Source organism: Vagococcus xieshaowenii, assembly GCF_004792515.1.
In the GTDB taxonomy this organism is placed as follows: Bacteria; Bacillota; Bacilli; order Lactobacillales; family Vagococcaceae; genus Vagococcus_A; species Vagococcus_A xieshaowenii.
Genome location: NZ_CP038865.1, coordinates 1,123,491 through 1,137,680, shown reverse-complemented (window position 1 = coordinate 1,137,680; position 14,190 = coordinate 1,123,491). Strand labels below are relative to the sequence as shown.

16 protein-coding genes are annotated in these 14,190 nt (G+C 35.8%); 13 read left to right on the top strand and 3 right to left on the bottom strand.

The annotated features are described in order from the left end of the window. Positions 1–14: 14 nt before the first annotated feature. On the top strand, positions 15–1,694 hold the full coding sequence (locus E4Z98_RS05500; protein ID WP_135253494.1) for a formate--tetrahydrofolate ligase: 1,680 nt from the start codon (positions 15–17) through the stop codon (positions 1,692–1,694). A gap of 45 nt (positions 1,695–1,739) precedes the next feature. Here the strand turns inward: E4Z98_RS05500 and E4Z98_RS05495 are convergent, their stop codons facing one another. Next, entirely contained in the window at positions 1,740–2,651 is a 912-nt protein-coding gene (locus E4Z98_RS05495; RefSeq protein WP_135253495.1) for a mechanosensitive ion channel family protein, read from the bottom strand. A 159-nt stretch (positions 2,652–2,810) separates the two neighbouring features. On the opposite strand from E4Z98_RS05495, the gene E4Z98_RS05490 reads away from it, so the two are divergent. The 5 genes from E4Z98_RS05490 (at position 2,811) to E4Z98_RS05470 (ending at position 6,624) form a co-directional block, all read left to right on the top strand. Continuing rightward, the gene (locus tag E4Z98_RS05490; protein ID WP_135253496.1) at positions 2,811–3,260 is read left to right on the top strand and encodes a DUF948 domain-containing protein; all 450 of its coding nucleotides are present in this window, start codon (positions 2,811–2,813) and stop codon (positions 3,258–3,260) included. A gap of 25 nt (positions 3,261–3,285) precedes the next feature. Then, positions 3,286–3,867: a YtxH domain-containing protein gene (locus E4Z98_RS05485; protein WP_135253497.1), complete on the top strand. Its 582-nt coding sequence runs from the start codon at positions 3,286–3,288 to the stop codon at positions 3,865–3,867. A 126-nt stretch (positions 3,868–3,993) separates the two neighbouring features. Continuing rightward, positions 3,994–5,343 (top strand): Y-family DNA polymerase, encoded by a 1,350-nt coding sequence (locus E4Z98_RS05480; protein ID WP_135253498.1) that lies wholly within the window; start codon positions 3,994–3,996, stop codon positions 5,341–5,343. Positions 5,344–5,363: 20 nt separating this feature from the next. Continuing rightward, positions 5,364–5,753 carry a hypothetical protein gene (locus tag E4Z98_RS05475; RefSeq protein WP_135253499.1) on the top strand — a complete coding sequence of 130 codons (390 nt, stop codon included), beginning with the start codon at positions 5,364–5,366 and terminating at the stop codon, positions 5,751–5,753. Positions 5,754–5,904: 151 nt separating this feature from the next. After that, positions 5,905–6,624: a GntR family transcriptional regulator gene (locus E4Z98_RS05470; protein WP_241856669.1), complete on the top strand. Its 720-nt coding sequence runs from the start codon at positions 5,905–5,907 to the stop codon at positions 6,622–6,624. 57 nt (positions 6,625–6,681) lie between these two features. On the opposite strand, the gene E4Z98_RS05465 is transcribed toward E4Z98_RS05470, so the two are convergent. Next, positions 6,682–7,323 (bottom strand): YigZ family protein, encoded by a 642-nt coding sequence (locus E4Z98_RS05465; protein ID WP_135253501.1) that lies wholly within the window; start codon positions 7,321–7,323, stop codon positions 6,682–6,684. A 151-nt stretch (positions 7,324–7,474) separates the two neighbouring features. Between E4Z98_RS05465 and E4Z98_RS05460 the strand changes: the two genes are divergently transcribed. Then, complete coding sequence (locus E4Z98_RS05460; protein ID WP_135253502.1) at positions 7,475–8,002, top strand: hypothetical protein; 528 nt, start codon at positions 7,475–7,477, stop codon at positions 8,000–8,002. 43 nt (positions 8,003–8,045) lie between these two features. Here the strand turns inward: E4Z98_RS05460 and E4Z98_RS05455 are convergent, their stop codons facing one another. Next, positions 8,046–8,960, bottom strand: coding sequence for an alpha/beta fold hydrolase (locus E4Z98_RS05455; protein ID WP_135253503.1), 915 nt, complete (start codon positions 8,958–8,960; stop codon positions 8,046–8,048). A gap of 115 nt (positions 8,961–9,075) precedes the next feature. On the opposite strand from E4Z98_RS05455, the gene E4Z98_RS05450 reads away from it, so the two are divergent. The 6 genes from E4Z98_RS05450 to E4Z98_RS05425 all read left to right on the top strand — a co-directional run bounded on the left by E4Z98_RS05450 (position 9,076) and on the right by E4Z98_RS05425 (position 14,114). Beyond that, positions 9,076–10,416: an ATP-dependent helicase ComFA gene (locus E4Z98_RS05450; RefSeq protein WP_167790870.1), complete on the top strand. Its 1,341-nt coding sequence runs from the start codon at positions 9,076–9,078 to the stop codon at positions 10,414–10,416. 172 nt (positions 10,417–10,588) lie between these two features. Continuing rightward, a complete protein-coding gene (locus E4Z98_RS05445) occupies positions 10,589–11,086 on the top strand; it encodes a ComF family protein (RefSeq protein WP_167790871.1) in 498 nt (165 codons plus the stop codon). A 119-nt stretch (positions 11,087–11,205) separates the two neighbouring features. Further along, positions 11,206–11,766, top strand: coding sequence for a ribosome hibernation-promoting factor, HPF/YfiA family (hpf, locus tag E4Z98_RS05440; protein ID WP_135253506.1), 561 nt, complete (start codon positions 11,206–11,208; stop codon positions 11,764–11,766). Between the two features lie 161 nt (positions 11,767–11,927). Next, complete coding sequence (locus tag E4Z98_RS05435; RefSeq protein ID WP_135253507.1) at positions 11,928–12,467, top strand: 5-formyltetrahydrofolate cyclo-ligase; 540 nt, start codon at positions 11,928–11,930, stop codon at positions 12,465–12,467. Positions 12,468–12,483: 16 nt separating this feature from the next. Then, positions 12,484–13,242, top strand: coding sequence for a formate/nitrite transporter family protein (locus E4Z98_RS05430; RefSeq protein ID WP_135253508.1), 759 nt, complete (start codon positions 12,484–12,486; stop codon positions 13,240–13,242). 23 nt (positions 13,243–13,265) lie between these two features. After that, positions 13,266–14,114, top strand: a complete 849-nt coding sequence (locus tag E4Z98_RS05425; RefSeq protein ID WP_135253509.1) for a bifunctional 5,10-methylenetetrahydrofolate dehydrogenase/5,10-methenyltetrahydrofolate cyclohydrolase — start codon at positions 13,266–13,268, stop codon at positions 14,112–14,114. Positions 14,115–14,190 lie beyond the last annotated feature (76 nt).

The window sequence follows — 14,190 nt, the reverse complement described above, 5'->3', positions numbered from 1 at the left end:
ATGGGGGCGAAACAATGACAAATAGATTAAGTGATATTGATATTGCAAAAGCAAGTCAAATGAAACCAATTAAAGACATTGGCATGACATTAGGATTAGACGAAGAACAATTAGAGTTTTACGGTAAATATAAAGCGAAACTATCTGCTTTAGAATTAGAAAAACTACAAGATAAAGCTGATGGTAAACTGATTTTAGTGACGGCGATTACCCCAACCCCTGCAGGTGAAGGGAAAACCACGACATCTGTTGGCTTAGCAGATGGCTTGCATGCATTGAATGAACGAGTTGTTTTAGCGTTAAGAGAGCCTTCTCTTGGACCAGTTTTTGGTGTTAAAGGAGGAGCAGCCGGTGGTGGTTATGCGCAAGTTGTACCTATGGAAGATATTAACTTACATTTTACCGGTGATTTTCATGCGATTGGTGCAGCGCATAATTTGTTATCTGCTATGTTAGACAATCATATTCATCATGGTAACCCATTAGGTATTGATTCACGTCGTATTACGTGGAAGCGCGTAGTGGACATGAATGATCGTCAATTACGTTACATTGTAGATGGCCTAAATGGAAAAGTGAACGGTGTGCCAAGAGAAGACGGTTTCGATATTACCGTAGCTTCAGAAATTATGGCGATTTTATGCTTATCTAATAGTTTAGCCGATTTAAAAGATAAGTTAAGTCGTATCATTGTTGCCTATACATTTGATGGTCAGCCAGTAACAGCAGAAGATCTAAAGGCATCTGGTGCAATGGCGGTTCTTCTTAAAGACGCTATTAACCCTAATCTTGTACAAACATTAGAGCATACACCAGCGTTGGTTCATGGGGGCCCTTTTGCTAATATTGCGCATGGTTGTAATAGTATTCTAGCAACTAAGATGGCGATGAAATATGCTGATTATACGGTAACAGAAGCAGGGTTTGGGGCAGATTTAGGTGCTGAAAAGTTCTTAGATATTAAATGCCGTTTAGGTGATTTGAAACCTGACGCAGTTGTATTAGTTGCAACTGTTCGTGCCCTGAAAATGCATGGTGGGGTGGATAAAAAAGAACTATCTACCGAGAATGTGGAAGCTGTTCGCCAAGGCTTACCTAACTTAGAGAAGCATTTAGATAATTTACAAAATGTTTATGGCTTACCAGTTGTTGTGGCGATTAATAAATTCCCAACAGATACAGATGCCGAGTTAGCAGCTGTACAACAAGCATGTGAAGTTCGAGGAGTAGAGGTTTCTTTATCTGAAGTTTGGGAAAAAGGTGGTCAAGGTGGTATTGATTTGGCTAAAAAGGTAATAGCATTAGCCGAGCAACCTGCTGAGCTACAATATGCCTATGAATTAACAGATAGCATCGAGGATAAAATTCAAAAAATCGTTACAAAAGTTTATGGTGGAAAAGGGATTCAATTAACACCACAAGCCAAACGTGAAATAGCAGAGTTAGAAAATTTAGGGTTTGGTCAACTGCCTGTTTGTATGGCGAAAACACAATACTCATTTTCTGATGATGCAACGTTACTTGGTGCGCCAAGTGATTTTGATGTCACGGTTCAACAAGTGAAAGTATCAGCAGGGGCAGGTTTTATTGTAGTCTTAACTGGTGCAGTAATGACGATGCCAGGTCTTCCTAAAGTGCCTGCTGCAGAAAAAATCACTATCTCAGACAGTGGTGAAATTGACGGTTTATTCTAGAAAAATTAAAAGGTTACTGACATTTTTGTCAGTAACCTTTTGTGTTTATTTCTTTATCTCACCTAAATTAACGGGTGATGTTGGTAGTTCTATTCCAGCTTCATTTAGTGCGATTAAGTATTCTTCTAAAAATTTCGTTTGGATTTTGACTTGTTCACCATTGAGTGTGGGAATCACAATTTTTAAAGCTAAATTACCATTACCAATATCAATAATGCCTACAATATTAGGTTCACCTTGGATTTCTGAAAATAATGGCGTTAATAATTGATTAACGGCTGTAATTATTTGCTTGATTTGTTCTAAGTCACTATTTGGGTTAACTCGTAATTGGATCACGGCTAATCGATTGGCTTTTGATAAGTTACTCACGACTAAGATACTACGGTTTGGAATAAAATGAACCACACCATCAATTGATTTTATTTTAGTCGTTCTCAAGCCGACAGACAAAACGGTTCCTTCAGCTTCATTGATAATCACGTAGTCGCCAACTTCAATTTGCTTTTCAAAAATAATGAAAAAGCCGGTGATGAAGTCATTAATAAACCCTTGAGCACCTAATCCAATTGCTACACCAGCAATCCCAGCACCCGCAATTAATGAGCCAACAGGAATGCCAATGATAGTTAAAATGGTGTAAAGGTAGATGAACAACAAAATATAACTGAATATATTTTTGGTCAGGGAGTATAACGTTTCAATTCGATTTTGACCGTGATTTTCAGTGAATTTTTTAGATTGAAAAGACTGCTTGATTAAATGATTACCGATTTTTTTTACTAAAAGAATTAATACAGTAGTGACAATAATGAGTATGCCTTTGTTGATGACAAGAGATAAAATTGACGACCAATCAATTGATTGCCAATAGCTAGCTAATAAGTTTAGTTGTTTAACAGGGTCTTCTTGTAGTAAGATATCAGATGATTCTGTTTGAGTAGTTAAGAATAGCATAGATAGACTCACTTTCTATAAAAATTTTCATAATGTAAGTGTATCAGATTCTTAAGATAATTGTAAAAAATAAACGTGAATAATTGGTAATAGTTGTGAAAAATTGGGCTTAATGTTATGCTAAAAATAGGGAAAATAGAAGGAAAAGAGGTAGATATTATGACAGGAACAGAAGTGGCTGCGCTAATTGCAGCTATAGCATTTGTTATTTTAGTTGTTGTGCTAATCTTCTTTTTAATGACATTATTACCAAAATTAAAAGAAACATTAGATAACGCAAATAAAACGATGAAAAAAACGCAAGATATTGTGGATGAAAGTAATCGTACGTTAAAACTTGTGGCTAAAGATGTTGATGTTTTAAGCCATCAAGTGGAAGAATTATTAATTAAGAGCAATGATTTATTAAATGATGTCAATGGTAAGGTTGAGACTATTCAACCTTTGTTTAAAGCAGCAGCAGATTTGGGGGATAGCGTTTCAAGTATTAACAACTCAAGTCGAAATGTTGCCAATAAACTTGGTGTGATGGGTGGTAATGCAGTGAAAGCATCTGTTGTCACTAAAGTTGGCCAATCAGCTTTTAAATTATTGAGAAAGAAAAAATAACTTATTATTTATAGGAGGGATTTTTATGAGTAAAAAGAATAATGGTGGCTTCTTATTAGGCGCAATTATCGGTGGAGCAGCGGCAGCAGCGGCAGCATTATTGATGGCACCAAAAGCAGGAAAAGAAACTCGTGAAGAATTGTTGGAACAAATGGATGATTTAAAAGCTAAATCATCAGACTATACACAACTAGCAAAAGAAAAAGGTAACAAAGCTCTTTCAAAAGCACAAGATATTAAAGATTCAACATTATCAACATTAAAAAAGAACTCTGAAGAATTAGCAGACGATTTGAAAGAAACAGTTGAAAAATCTGAATGGGAAGAACGTTTAGACAATTTAGTTGACGGCGCTCAAGACATTGTTCTGGATGTCAAAGAAATGTCTGGTAAAGCAGTAGATCATGCCCAAGATATGGCAGCGGATGTTAAAGATGGAGTTAAGTCTGCTTTTGATAAATCTGAAACAGAAGAATTAGTAGCTGATGCTAAGGATACTGTAGATGAAACAGTGGATACAGCAAAAGATGTCGCCGAAGAGGTTGTCACAGCAGCTAAAGAAACAACTGAAGATGTTAAAGACGATATTAATCATCACTTAGGATAATTTCAAAAAAGATATGACCAATTTTGGGTCATATCTTTTTTTGTTTTTACTTGACGAAAAATACGAACGTATGTTCTAATTGAAGTGTGTAAGAACAAATGTTTGCGTGTAAAAGGAGTGGTTATATTGAATGATTGTCAAAAGAATCCGATATTTGATTATGAAAAAGAGCCTTCACGAGATATTTTATGTATTGATTGTAAGTCTTTTTATGCGTCTGTTGAATGTGTTGAACGTGGTCTAAATCCGTTAAAAACCAAGCTTGTTGTCATGAGTTATCCTAGTGATAATCCTAAAGAACGTGGTAGTGGCCTAATTTTAGCCAGTTCTCCTATGGCCAAAAAAGCTTATGGTATTTCTAATGTTTCACGAGCAAGAGACCTACCCTACCCATATCCTGATGACTTAATTATCGCCCCTCCTCGTATGCGTCTTTATATGGAAAAAAATCAAGAAATAAATGCTATCTATAAACAATTTGCTGATGATAACAATCATCATGTTTATTCAGTAGATGAGAGTTTTCTGGATATGACAGAGGGGATGAAAATGTATCATGTTTCCTCAGCTTTTGAAATGGCGCGCTTAATTCAGCGTGAGGTATATATTAAGACAGGTATTTATACGGCAGTTGGGATTGGAGACAATCCATTACTTGCTAAATTGGCTCTAGATAATGAGTCTAAATATTATCGGCATATGAAAGCGGAATGGCGTTATCAAGATGTCCCTAATAAAATATGGAAGATTTCAGATTTAACCGATTTTTGGGGGATTGGCAAACGCACTACGCGTCGGTTACAAGCGTTAAATATTTATAATCTTTATGACTTGGCACATGCTGATTACTATCTGTTAAAAGAAGCATTAGGGGTGATTGGGACACAATTATATGCCCACGCTTGGGGGATTGATCGGACTTTTTTGGGACAAGTATACCATCCTTTATCTAAGTCTATTGGGAATTCTCAAGTATTACCTCGTAATTATCATGATCCTAAAGAGTTAGAAATCGTGATAACTGAGATGGCAGATCAAGTCGGCACTCGACTTAGACGTTTGGGTGCGAAGTCACAGGTGATTTGCTTAACAATAGGTTTTTCTTTAGGCTATCTTAGCGATGATGGTAAAACCGGCTTTAGAAAGCAATTAAAGATTCGTCCAACTAATACAAGTGGCGAGTTAGCTCGCTATTTGTTAGGTATATTCCGTCAGTTTTATCGTTGCGAACATGTAAGAACGGTGGCGATTCAAGCAAGTGACTTAATCTATACGCATGCGTTACAATTGAATTTATTTGAAGAACCAGAAAGCCAAATTAAACGAGTACAAGTGGATGATGTAGTAGATGCTATTAGAAAAAAACATGGCTTTCGAGCACTTATTCATGCCAATAGCTTGCTTGAAGGAGGACGGGCTATTGCGCGTTCTAGTTTAGTTGGAGGTCATGCAGGTGGTATGGGTGGATTAGAATAGAAAGTTAAGGATGAGATGAATTGAAGCGAACTAAAAAGGAATTTATTCCTTATAATGATTATCAAGATCGTCCCTTTGGTTTGAAATGGGGGACTTCTTTTTCAATGGAGGAACTCACGACAAGTATTGAAAAAAATAATCAATTTTCCCAAAAGAAAACTAAAAGTAAACCGTTAATGTCACCCAATGAGATAGATGACGTATTGATAAAAGCATATTTGAAAAATAAGCGAGTAGCCGTTTATTTAAACGCTCGTGATCAATTAGGCCGTTTTGTAGAGCCTGTTGAAGGGCAATTTAAAGGTGAATACTATACAGATTACTTTGTCATAGAGGAGCGCGCCTTTATGTGGGAAGATGTTCGTTATGTTGAATTGATTGAGAAGATAATTGAATCAAAAGAAAATTAGTATAAAATCAAATCATCAGTAAACATGATAAATCGGAGGGTTTTTTAAAAATAGTTGTTTGAAAGATATATACCAGTTATAATGGAATGTGAAGATATTAGAGCTTTAAATAGTTTATAATGTAGACCAATGAGAAAGAATGGTGACTGGTGTGTCTGAAAACAACAATAATATACCAAGATATTTACAAATTCATAATCAATTGAGACAAGAAATTGAAGAGGGAAAATGGCGAATTGGAGATAAATTACCTTCAGAACGTGATTTAGCCCTTCACTTTGATGTGAGTCGCATGACGTTGAGACAAGCAGTTCAAACATTAGCTGACGAAGGAGTTTTGGAAAGAAAGATTGGTTCCGGAACTTATGTGGCGGCTAAAAAAGTACAAGAAACATTAACAGGTACAACAAGTTTTTCAGAAATTGTTCGCTCACAAGGCAAAGAGCCTTCAGCTAAAGCTGTATCGTTTTTTGTTACACAGCCAAGTGCTAGTGAGATGGAAAAATTAAAATTACGTCCAACTGATAAAATTTTGAAATTGGAACGTATTCGCTATGCTAATGAGGTACCCATTTGTTTTGAAGTTATGTCTATTCCATATGAATTGGTAAAAGATTTTAGCAAAGCAGAGATTATTAAATCCTTTTATGAAACGATGCAACTTAAAGGGAATTATCGCATTGGTTACTCAGAACAAAATATTACGGCTACTTTAGCACGAGAGCGCACGGCTGATTTTTTAGATACTAAAAAAGGTGAAGCTATGTTGAAATTAATTCAGGTAACTTATTTAGAAGATGGACGCCCGTTTGAGATGGTACGTTCGTATTATGTCGCTGATCGCTTCGAGTTTGTTTTAGAACGTAGATAAGTGGATATTAAAAAAATAGAGGAGAGATGACTTTTATCGTCGTCTCTTCTCTATTTTTTAATTGGCATTAATAGGTTCTTCAAAATAATTTGTGTCACCAAGTGTTAATTGAATTTGTCCGTTAAGTAAGTTTGTCACAGCTTCTTCAAAAGTGGTAACTTCTGTTTCGTTAACCATCACATGCACGGTGACTTTTTCAGTGAAAGTCGTCTCTGAAATAGCATACTGATGCTGTGTTAAAAAATATTCCAAGGTGCTATGTTGTGAATAGTCAATGGTAAGCATAATTTCCTGTCGCAAAGTACCTTTTACTAAACCAATAGCTAGAACTGCCTCAGATACGGCGCTACTATATGCTCTTATTAACCCGCCAGCACCAAGTTTAGTTCCACCAAAATATCTAGTCACAATCGTTAATGTGTTAATGATGTCTTGCTTTTTAAGGACTTCTAGCATCGGAACACCTGCCGTTCCGCTTGGTTCACCGTCATCGCTACTACGTTGGATTTCTTGTTTGTTTCCTAATACATAGGCGCTGCAGTTATGATTAGCTTTCCAATGCTCTTTTTTGGTCTGCTGGATGATTTCACGTGCCTGCTCTTCTGATTCGATTCTTACCAGTTGCGTAATAAATCGTGATTTTTTTATATCTATTTCGTGTATGCCGTCTTCTTTAATGGTTATATAGTGATTAGTCAATGTTCTTACCTCACTTTCATTTATTAGTATAGAGTTTTTTTGGGCGAATGCAACTATGAAAAAGTGTGATTTTTTTGTGAAAAGTGTTGAAATAAATAAAAAAGAGGAGTAATATACCATGTGAATATAAAAACATAAAGAGGTGCAAGGGATGGATGTTAGAGAACAAGAAGTATTTGATGGTGTACATATCAAGCTTAGTGGGGATGAATTAATTAAGTTGGAAGATGTGAAGAAAGTCACTATTAAATTATTTCCTTATTTAATTTTTCATGTAACAAAGTTAAATGGTGAGGAAAGAGAACGTACATTGATGAAAATTATTGTGCCGTTCACAGGAGATAAACAACCTGATCAGACGACTATTGTTTCAGGAGAAACACGTCCGACACATTCTGTGCATTATATTGACAATGAATCTAAGATGGTTAAACGAAAATTGGATCTATTAAATCCACACAAAGTGGAATTAACTGGACATCGCCACATCGTAATAGAGTTAAAAGATGGTCAGTGTAAGACAGTAGGTTTTGATGGTAATTGTATGAATTTAATTGAAGGAATCGAACAACTTCAAATTGGTGATCATATTGAGCCTGCATCGGAATATTTTGACCGTGCGTCAGAAATATTATCTGTTGCTAAGAAAAATAACATTACTATTATGTCACATATTTAGATAGAAACACGCTTGCTTCCAATTGACAATCGTCAATAGAGAATCAAGCGTGTTTTTCTATCCAACCAAGTAAATCATGCATAATTAACTCGTTTTCTTCTTCATTTAGCAATTCATGTCGTAATTCTTGGTAGAGATGAAGGGTGAGCTTCTGTTTACCGCTTTCTCTTAAATCAAAGGCGACTTTTCGAGGGCCTTTCCCAAAATCACCAACGGGATCCTTTTCACCACTAATAACTAAAATAGGCAAATTTGTACGAATATCATTTGCCCAGTTTTTTTCATTGGCTTGTTTGGTTAATTGAAATAAGGTATAAAATCCGTTGTTTGTAAAAGTGAAACCAGTTAATTTGTCAAGCTCATACTGATGGACATTATCTTGGTTTTTAGATAACCAGTTAAAGGTAGAACTTTCGGGAAAATTTTTATGGAAGCTTCCAAATGCTAATTGGTTCAATCGTATATTTGTTTTTTTAGGTGCTAGACGATTTAATTGCTTAGCTAGTGATAATCCAAAAGTTAAGTCCAATCTTCCTGAAGTAGTACCCATAATAATTGCTGCATCCACGTCACTGCTATAACGTTTTAAATAGTTTCTAGCAATTAAAGACCCCATACTGTGTCCTAAAAGGATAATTTTTGTAGTTGGGAATTTTTCTTTAATAATTTTTGTCATAAGGTATGTATCACTAATCAATACGTCTGCTCCATGATGTTTATCAAAAAAGCCATAATCAGTGTTTCTTTTAACGGATTGTCCGTGACCAAGGTGATCATGTCCTAATATGCCCCAACCATTTTCTATTAGGAAGTTTGCAAAAGGTTCGTAGCGTTCAACATATTCAGCCATGCCATGAACTAATTGGATAATCCCTTTAGGTGGATAATTTGGTAACCAAGCAATAACATGTAAATCGTGCTGTTTATTTGATGATGACACATAAAAATCTTTTCTCATAAATGTCCTCCTCAAGTTGTTGGTAATACTATTATTATAGTGGATGATTAAGTTGTTTTCAATTTTGTTAAACGGAAAAAGCTCTTTGTTTTCGTATATTATAGTGGTGAGAGAAATGTTAGAGAAATTAAAAGGAAAAAAATTGTTAGCCTCAGAATTATTAAGCCAATTAAGTTTTTTTGAAACTAGTGACATCATTCGTTTTCCTGGTATACAGCAGATAAAAGGTGTTGTTCGATGCTTTAGATGTGGACATATGTTAAAGAGAGGGCGCAACCAGCAATTTTTGGAAGGCAATATTATGTATTATTGTAGTCACTGCATTCAGATGGGCAAAGTCGATGAATCCACAGAGCTATATCATCTGCCTAATGATACTAGAGACCAGTTATTAGTGACGTGTACTTGGGAGGGGGAATTAACCATTCATCAACACAAAATTGCAAAACAGCTAGTCAAACACTATCAAGAAGGACACGATACGTTGGTTCATGCGGTAACCGGTGCAGGGAAAACAGAGATGTTATATCCGTTGATTTTGGAAGTGATATCTCACGGCGGAAGCGTGTGTCTAGCCGCACCTAGAACGGATGTTTGTATTGAGTTGTTTAAACGAATTAGTCCGCTGTTTACTTGTGAAAGCTGTTTGATTTATGGTGGGAGCGACAAGCCAAGCAAGTTTGTTCCGTTGATAGTTTGTACAACTCATCAACTATACCGCTATTATCAAGCGTTTGATTGTTTAGTATTAGATGAGGTAGACGCTTTTCCGTTTCGTGGGAACCCTTCTCTAGAATATGCAGTTGATCAATCAGTGAAACTAACTGGCAAACGAGTATTATTAACAGCAACTCCAAGTGCCAAACAATTACATGACGTTAAACAAGGACTACTAAAAAAAGAAACGTTATTTTTGCGTTATCATGGTCGGCCGTTGCCGGTTCCTGATTTTGTTTATTGCCCTAGTTATTTAGGTGGTCAAACGATTCTTCCAAAACAACTTCAACAGTTAATTAATCAACAGCTAACGAATCAACGACGAACATTGATTTTCGTCCCTACCATTGCTACAGGTAAACATTTATCAAAACTATTAAAAAAACATTATCCAACTAGTCGGATAGCTAATGTCTCTTCGGTCGATCATGCACGTCATGAAAAAGTAGAAAAAATGAGAGATAATTATTTTGATTTGTTGGTTACAACGACCATTTTAGAACGTGGTGTGACTTTTAGCGATATTGATGTGATAGTTTTTGGTGCCCATCACCCTATCTATAATACCGCGTCATTGGTTCAAATTGCGGGAAGGGTAGGTAGAAAGAATGAGTTTCCTAATGGTCATGTGTATTATTTACATGAAGGTCAATCATTAGCGATGAAGAAGAGTCGCAAGCAAATCAAACTAATGAACCGAATAGGAGCGTTGATGAATAGTGAATTGTCTGATGTGTGAGCAAAAAATCAGTTATACTCTGAGATTAAATGAATTAATGAGTTTCACTCGTCTATCTCCTTGTTTGTTGTGTGCTACTTGTCAATGTTTAGTTGATAAACAGCGGATTGGTTTGGCCAAGAGGTGTTCTATTTGCCAGATTTTTTGTGAGGATGAAGTGTGTGTAGATTGTTTGTATTGGAAAAAAATAATAGGTAGAGATATTCGACATCATAGTTGTTATTACTATAGTGATTTTTTTTCAGAGTGGTTAGAGAGATTTAAACGACAAGGTGATTATGTTTTAGGTCAGTTATTTGCTAAAGAAATTGCTTATACTATTGAGAGATTAAAGCCGGATATCGTTATTCCTATTCCTAGTTCAACTGAGCATTATCAACGACGCGGTTTTAATCAAGTGGTAGTCATGTTAGCGTTCGCTTCTATTGGATATCAAGAATTGATAGGCATAAAACAGACGCAGCAAGGGGCTCAAGGGTCAAAGTCAAAACAAGAACGTTTAAATGCTGAAATGCCCTTTTTTTTAGAAAAAAACAGTAAAGAACTACTTATTAATCGATCGGTCTTGTTGGTGGATGATGTCTATACAACAGGTAAGACGCTCCACGAAGCGGCTCGTTTGATTATTCCATATGCTAAAACAATAGAAACTTTTAGTTTGTGTCGATAAAAATAAGGAAGTTTGTTTGTAATTATACGCGTCATTCGCTATAATAAAGTTAAGGAAAAAGATAGCGTTTTAATTATCTTTTTCTCCTAATAGATGTTTGATGAAAGGGGCAATGTGTTATGCTAAAATTTAACGTTAGAGGAGAAAATATTGAGGTTACCGAGGCTATTAGAAATTATGTTGAAAAACGAGTTTCAAAATTAGAAAAATATTTCGATAAAAACCAAGATATTGAAGCAACAGCACACGTGAATTTAAAAGTGTATGCTGATAAAGATGCAAAAGTGGAAGTGACCATTCCATTGCCATACTTAGTATTGAGAGCCGAAGAAACATCACATGATTTATACGCAAGTATTGATTTAGTCGTTGATAAATTAGAAAGACAAATCAGAAAATTTAAAACTAAAATTCATCGTAAACAACGTGAGGTATCTGAAAAAGACTTAGCAGCTAAGTTCTTTATCGATACAAAAGACGTAGAAGAAACAGATGAAAATGAAAATGAAATTGTTCGTACAAAACGCTTATCATTGAAACCAATGGATAGCGAAGAAGCTATTTTACAAATGAATATGTTAGGTCACAATTTCTTCATCTTTGAGGATGCTGAAACAAATGGTACAAGCATTGTTTATATCCGTAAAGATGGTAAATATGGTTTAATTGAAACTGATTAATGATAAAAATGTTAAAGAGGAGCAGGTGTTTATCACTTGTTCCTCTTTTTCTACATAAAAATGAAAATAATGATACAGTTTGTGAATAAATTATATTATAATGTCACTTAACCTAGTATTTTTTCATAATGTTTAAATGACTACATGTAAGGGGTTTTCGAATGGGGATAAAAAAGACGTTACGAATGGAACAGCTAGCAAAGCGTAAAGAACTATCGTTAAGCTACCGTCAAACAGCTGAAAAAACGATGTTGACAAAACTAATTGCAATGCCAGAGTACCAAAAATCGGAGATGATTTTCTGTTATATTGGTATGGAAGAGGAAATAAATACGTGGCAATTTATCGAGTATTTTTTGTCGGATAATAAACGTGTTTGTGTACCTAAAGTTGTAGCACCTGATGAGATGGAATTACGTGAAATTATGTGTGATTCGTGTTTGGTTCGTAGTTCGTTTGGTGTGCTAGAACCGACTGAGGAAAATATGTTGGTTAATTCCAAATCGGTTGATTTAGTTCTTGTGCCATGTATCACTGCTAATAGGCAAGGTGATCGATTAGGATACGGTGGAGGTTTCTATGATCGTTTCCTAAAAGAAAGTCAAGCCATGTCGGTTTTATGTATATGGAAAAAAATGCTATTTGATGCAATTCCTGTAGAAGAACATGATGTAAAAGTAAAAAAGGTAATTACAGAGTAAAGGGGTAAATTCAGACATGTATTCACCAGATGAAGTAGTAGAATTAGCGATTAAGAGTGGGGTCAAAAAAGTTAATACTTCACACCGTAACAAGTTAATATTAGGTTTTTTAGCAGGGGCCTTTGTGGCGTTGGGATACATTGCTTATATTAAAGCGGTGGCAGCATTACCACATGCGTATCATTCATTAGTAGGTGGGGCAGTTTTTCCAATTGGACTTATTTGTATTTTATTAGGAGCAGGTGAATTAATTACGAGTAACATGATGACTGTTTCAATAGCTTGGTATGATAAGAAAGTATCAGGTAAAGACATGCTTGTTAACTGGGTGATTGTCACGTTTGCTAATCTTTTAGGCGCGTTATTCATGGCGTATTTCTTTGGGCATATCTTAGGATTAACAGAAGCTGACCCATATTTAGAAACAACACGTGAACTTGCTCACGGAAAAGTAGATATGCCGTTTTTACAAGCATTTGTATCAGGAATTGGTTGTAATTGGATGGTTGGTATGGCAGTATGGATATGTTACGGTGCAAAAGATGCAGCAGGTAAGATTTTAGGTGCGTGGTTCCCAATCATGATTTTCGTATTAATTGGTTTCCAGCATAATGTGGCCAACATGTTTGTTATTCCAGCAGCTATTTTCAATGGAGGAGACATCACTTGGTTACAAATGCTACAAAATTTTGTCCCAGTTTATTTGGGTAATTTAGTAGGTGGAACCATTTTAGTTTCAGCTGTTTTCTACACAACATTAAAAAAGAAAAAATAATGTAATTATTTAGAGGTGAAGTAATGGTTAACATTGTAAAAGGAATTGACATTGTTCGTGAAAAAAAAGAACATTTAACGGCTGAAATCAACGAGTTGACAGTGAAACCTAACCTTACCATTATTCGAGTTGGAGAAGATGCAGATCAATTGTATTATGAGCAAGCTTGTCACCGTATATTAGGTAATATTGGTTTTGATGTGAATAGTGTCGTGTTACCCTCAACTGTTGAGCAAACGGTGTTTGATAAGGCGTTTGAACAAGTGAATGACGATAAAGATGTTCACGGGATTTTACTATTGAAGCCCTTGCCAGAGCATTTGTCTGATGAATACGCGAGTCGTGTGATTCATGAAGCCAAAGATGTTGATTGTTTCGGTCAAACAAACATGTTAAAAATTTATCAAGGTGATTTTTCTGGTTATTTGCCATGTACCGCGCAAGCTTGTTTAGAGATAATCGATTATCTGGAACTGGACTTGAAAGGAATGCGTACAGTCGTTGCGGGTTATAGCATGGTCGTAGGCAAACCTTTGGCGTTAGCATTAATGGCAAGAGGTGCGACTCTCAAAATTTGCCGCAGTACAACTAAAGATTTAGCAAAAGAGTGTCGCGATCAAGAATTGATTATTTCGGCGATGGGACAAGCGCAGATGATTCAAGAAAATTATGTGAACGAAGAAGCCGTAGTGATTGACGTGGGGATTAATCCTACTGAAGATGGAAAAATTGTCGGGGACGTAGCGTTTGAATCTGTACACGAGCAAGTTAAAGCTATCACGCCTGTTCCTGGTGGTGTAGGAACCGTCACGAATTTTGTGTTAGCTAAGCATGTGATGAAAGCTTATAAAATCTTAAACATGTATAAATAAGACAGCAAAAAGATGAGACAGCGATTGTCACATCTTTTTGTTTTATCTCGTGGGCAGTTAAATCGTTGTTAATATA

Bases quoted from the DNA above. Each gene is read 5' to 3' on its own strand.
- E4Z98_RS05500 (WP_135253494.1), top strand. From the start codon at position 15: ATGACAAATAGATTAAGTGATATTGATATTGCAAAAGCAAGTCAAATG.
- E4Z98_RS05495 (WP_135253495.1), bottom strand. From the start codon at position 2,651: ATGCTATTCTTAACTACTCAAACAGAATCATCTGATATCTTACTACAA.
- E4Z98_RS05490 (WP_135253496.1), top strand. From the start codon at position 2,811: ATGACAGGAACAGAAGTGGCTGCGCTAATTGCAGCTATAGCATTTGTT.
- E4Z98_RS05485 (WP_135253497.1), top strand. From the start codon at position 3,286: ATGAGTAAAAAGAATAATGGTGGCTTCTTATTAGGCGCAATTATCGGT.
- E4Z98_RS05460 (WP_135253502.1), top strand. From the start codon at position 7,475: ATGGATGTTAGAGAACAAGAAGTATTTGATGGTGTACATATCAAGCTT.
- E4Z98_RS05455 (WP_135253503.1), bottom strand. From the start codon at position 8,960: ATGAGAAAAGATTTTTATGTGTCATCATCAAATAAACAGCACGATTTA.
- E4Z98_RS05450 (WP_167790870.1), top strand. From the start codon at position 9,076: ATGTTAGAGAAATTAAAAGGAAAAAAATTGTTAGCCTCAGAATTATTA.
- hpf (WP_135253506.1), top strand. From the start codon at position 11,206: ATGCTAAAATTTAACGTTAGAGGAGAAAATATTGAGGTTACCGAGGCT.
- E4Z98_RS05435 (WP_135253507.1), top strand. From the start codon at position 11,928: ATGGGGATAAAAAAGACGTTACGAATGGAACAGCTAGCAAAGCGTAAA.
- E4Z98_RS05430 (WP_135253508.1), top strand. From the start codon at position 12,484: ATGTATTCACCAGATGAAGTAGTAGAATTAGCGATTAAGAGTGGGGTC.
- E4Z98_RS05425 (WP_135253509.1), top strand. From the start codon at position 13,266: ATGGTTAACATTGTAAAAGGAATTGACATTGTTCGTGAAAAAAAAGAA.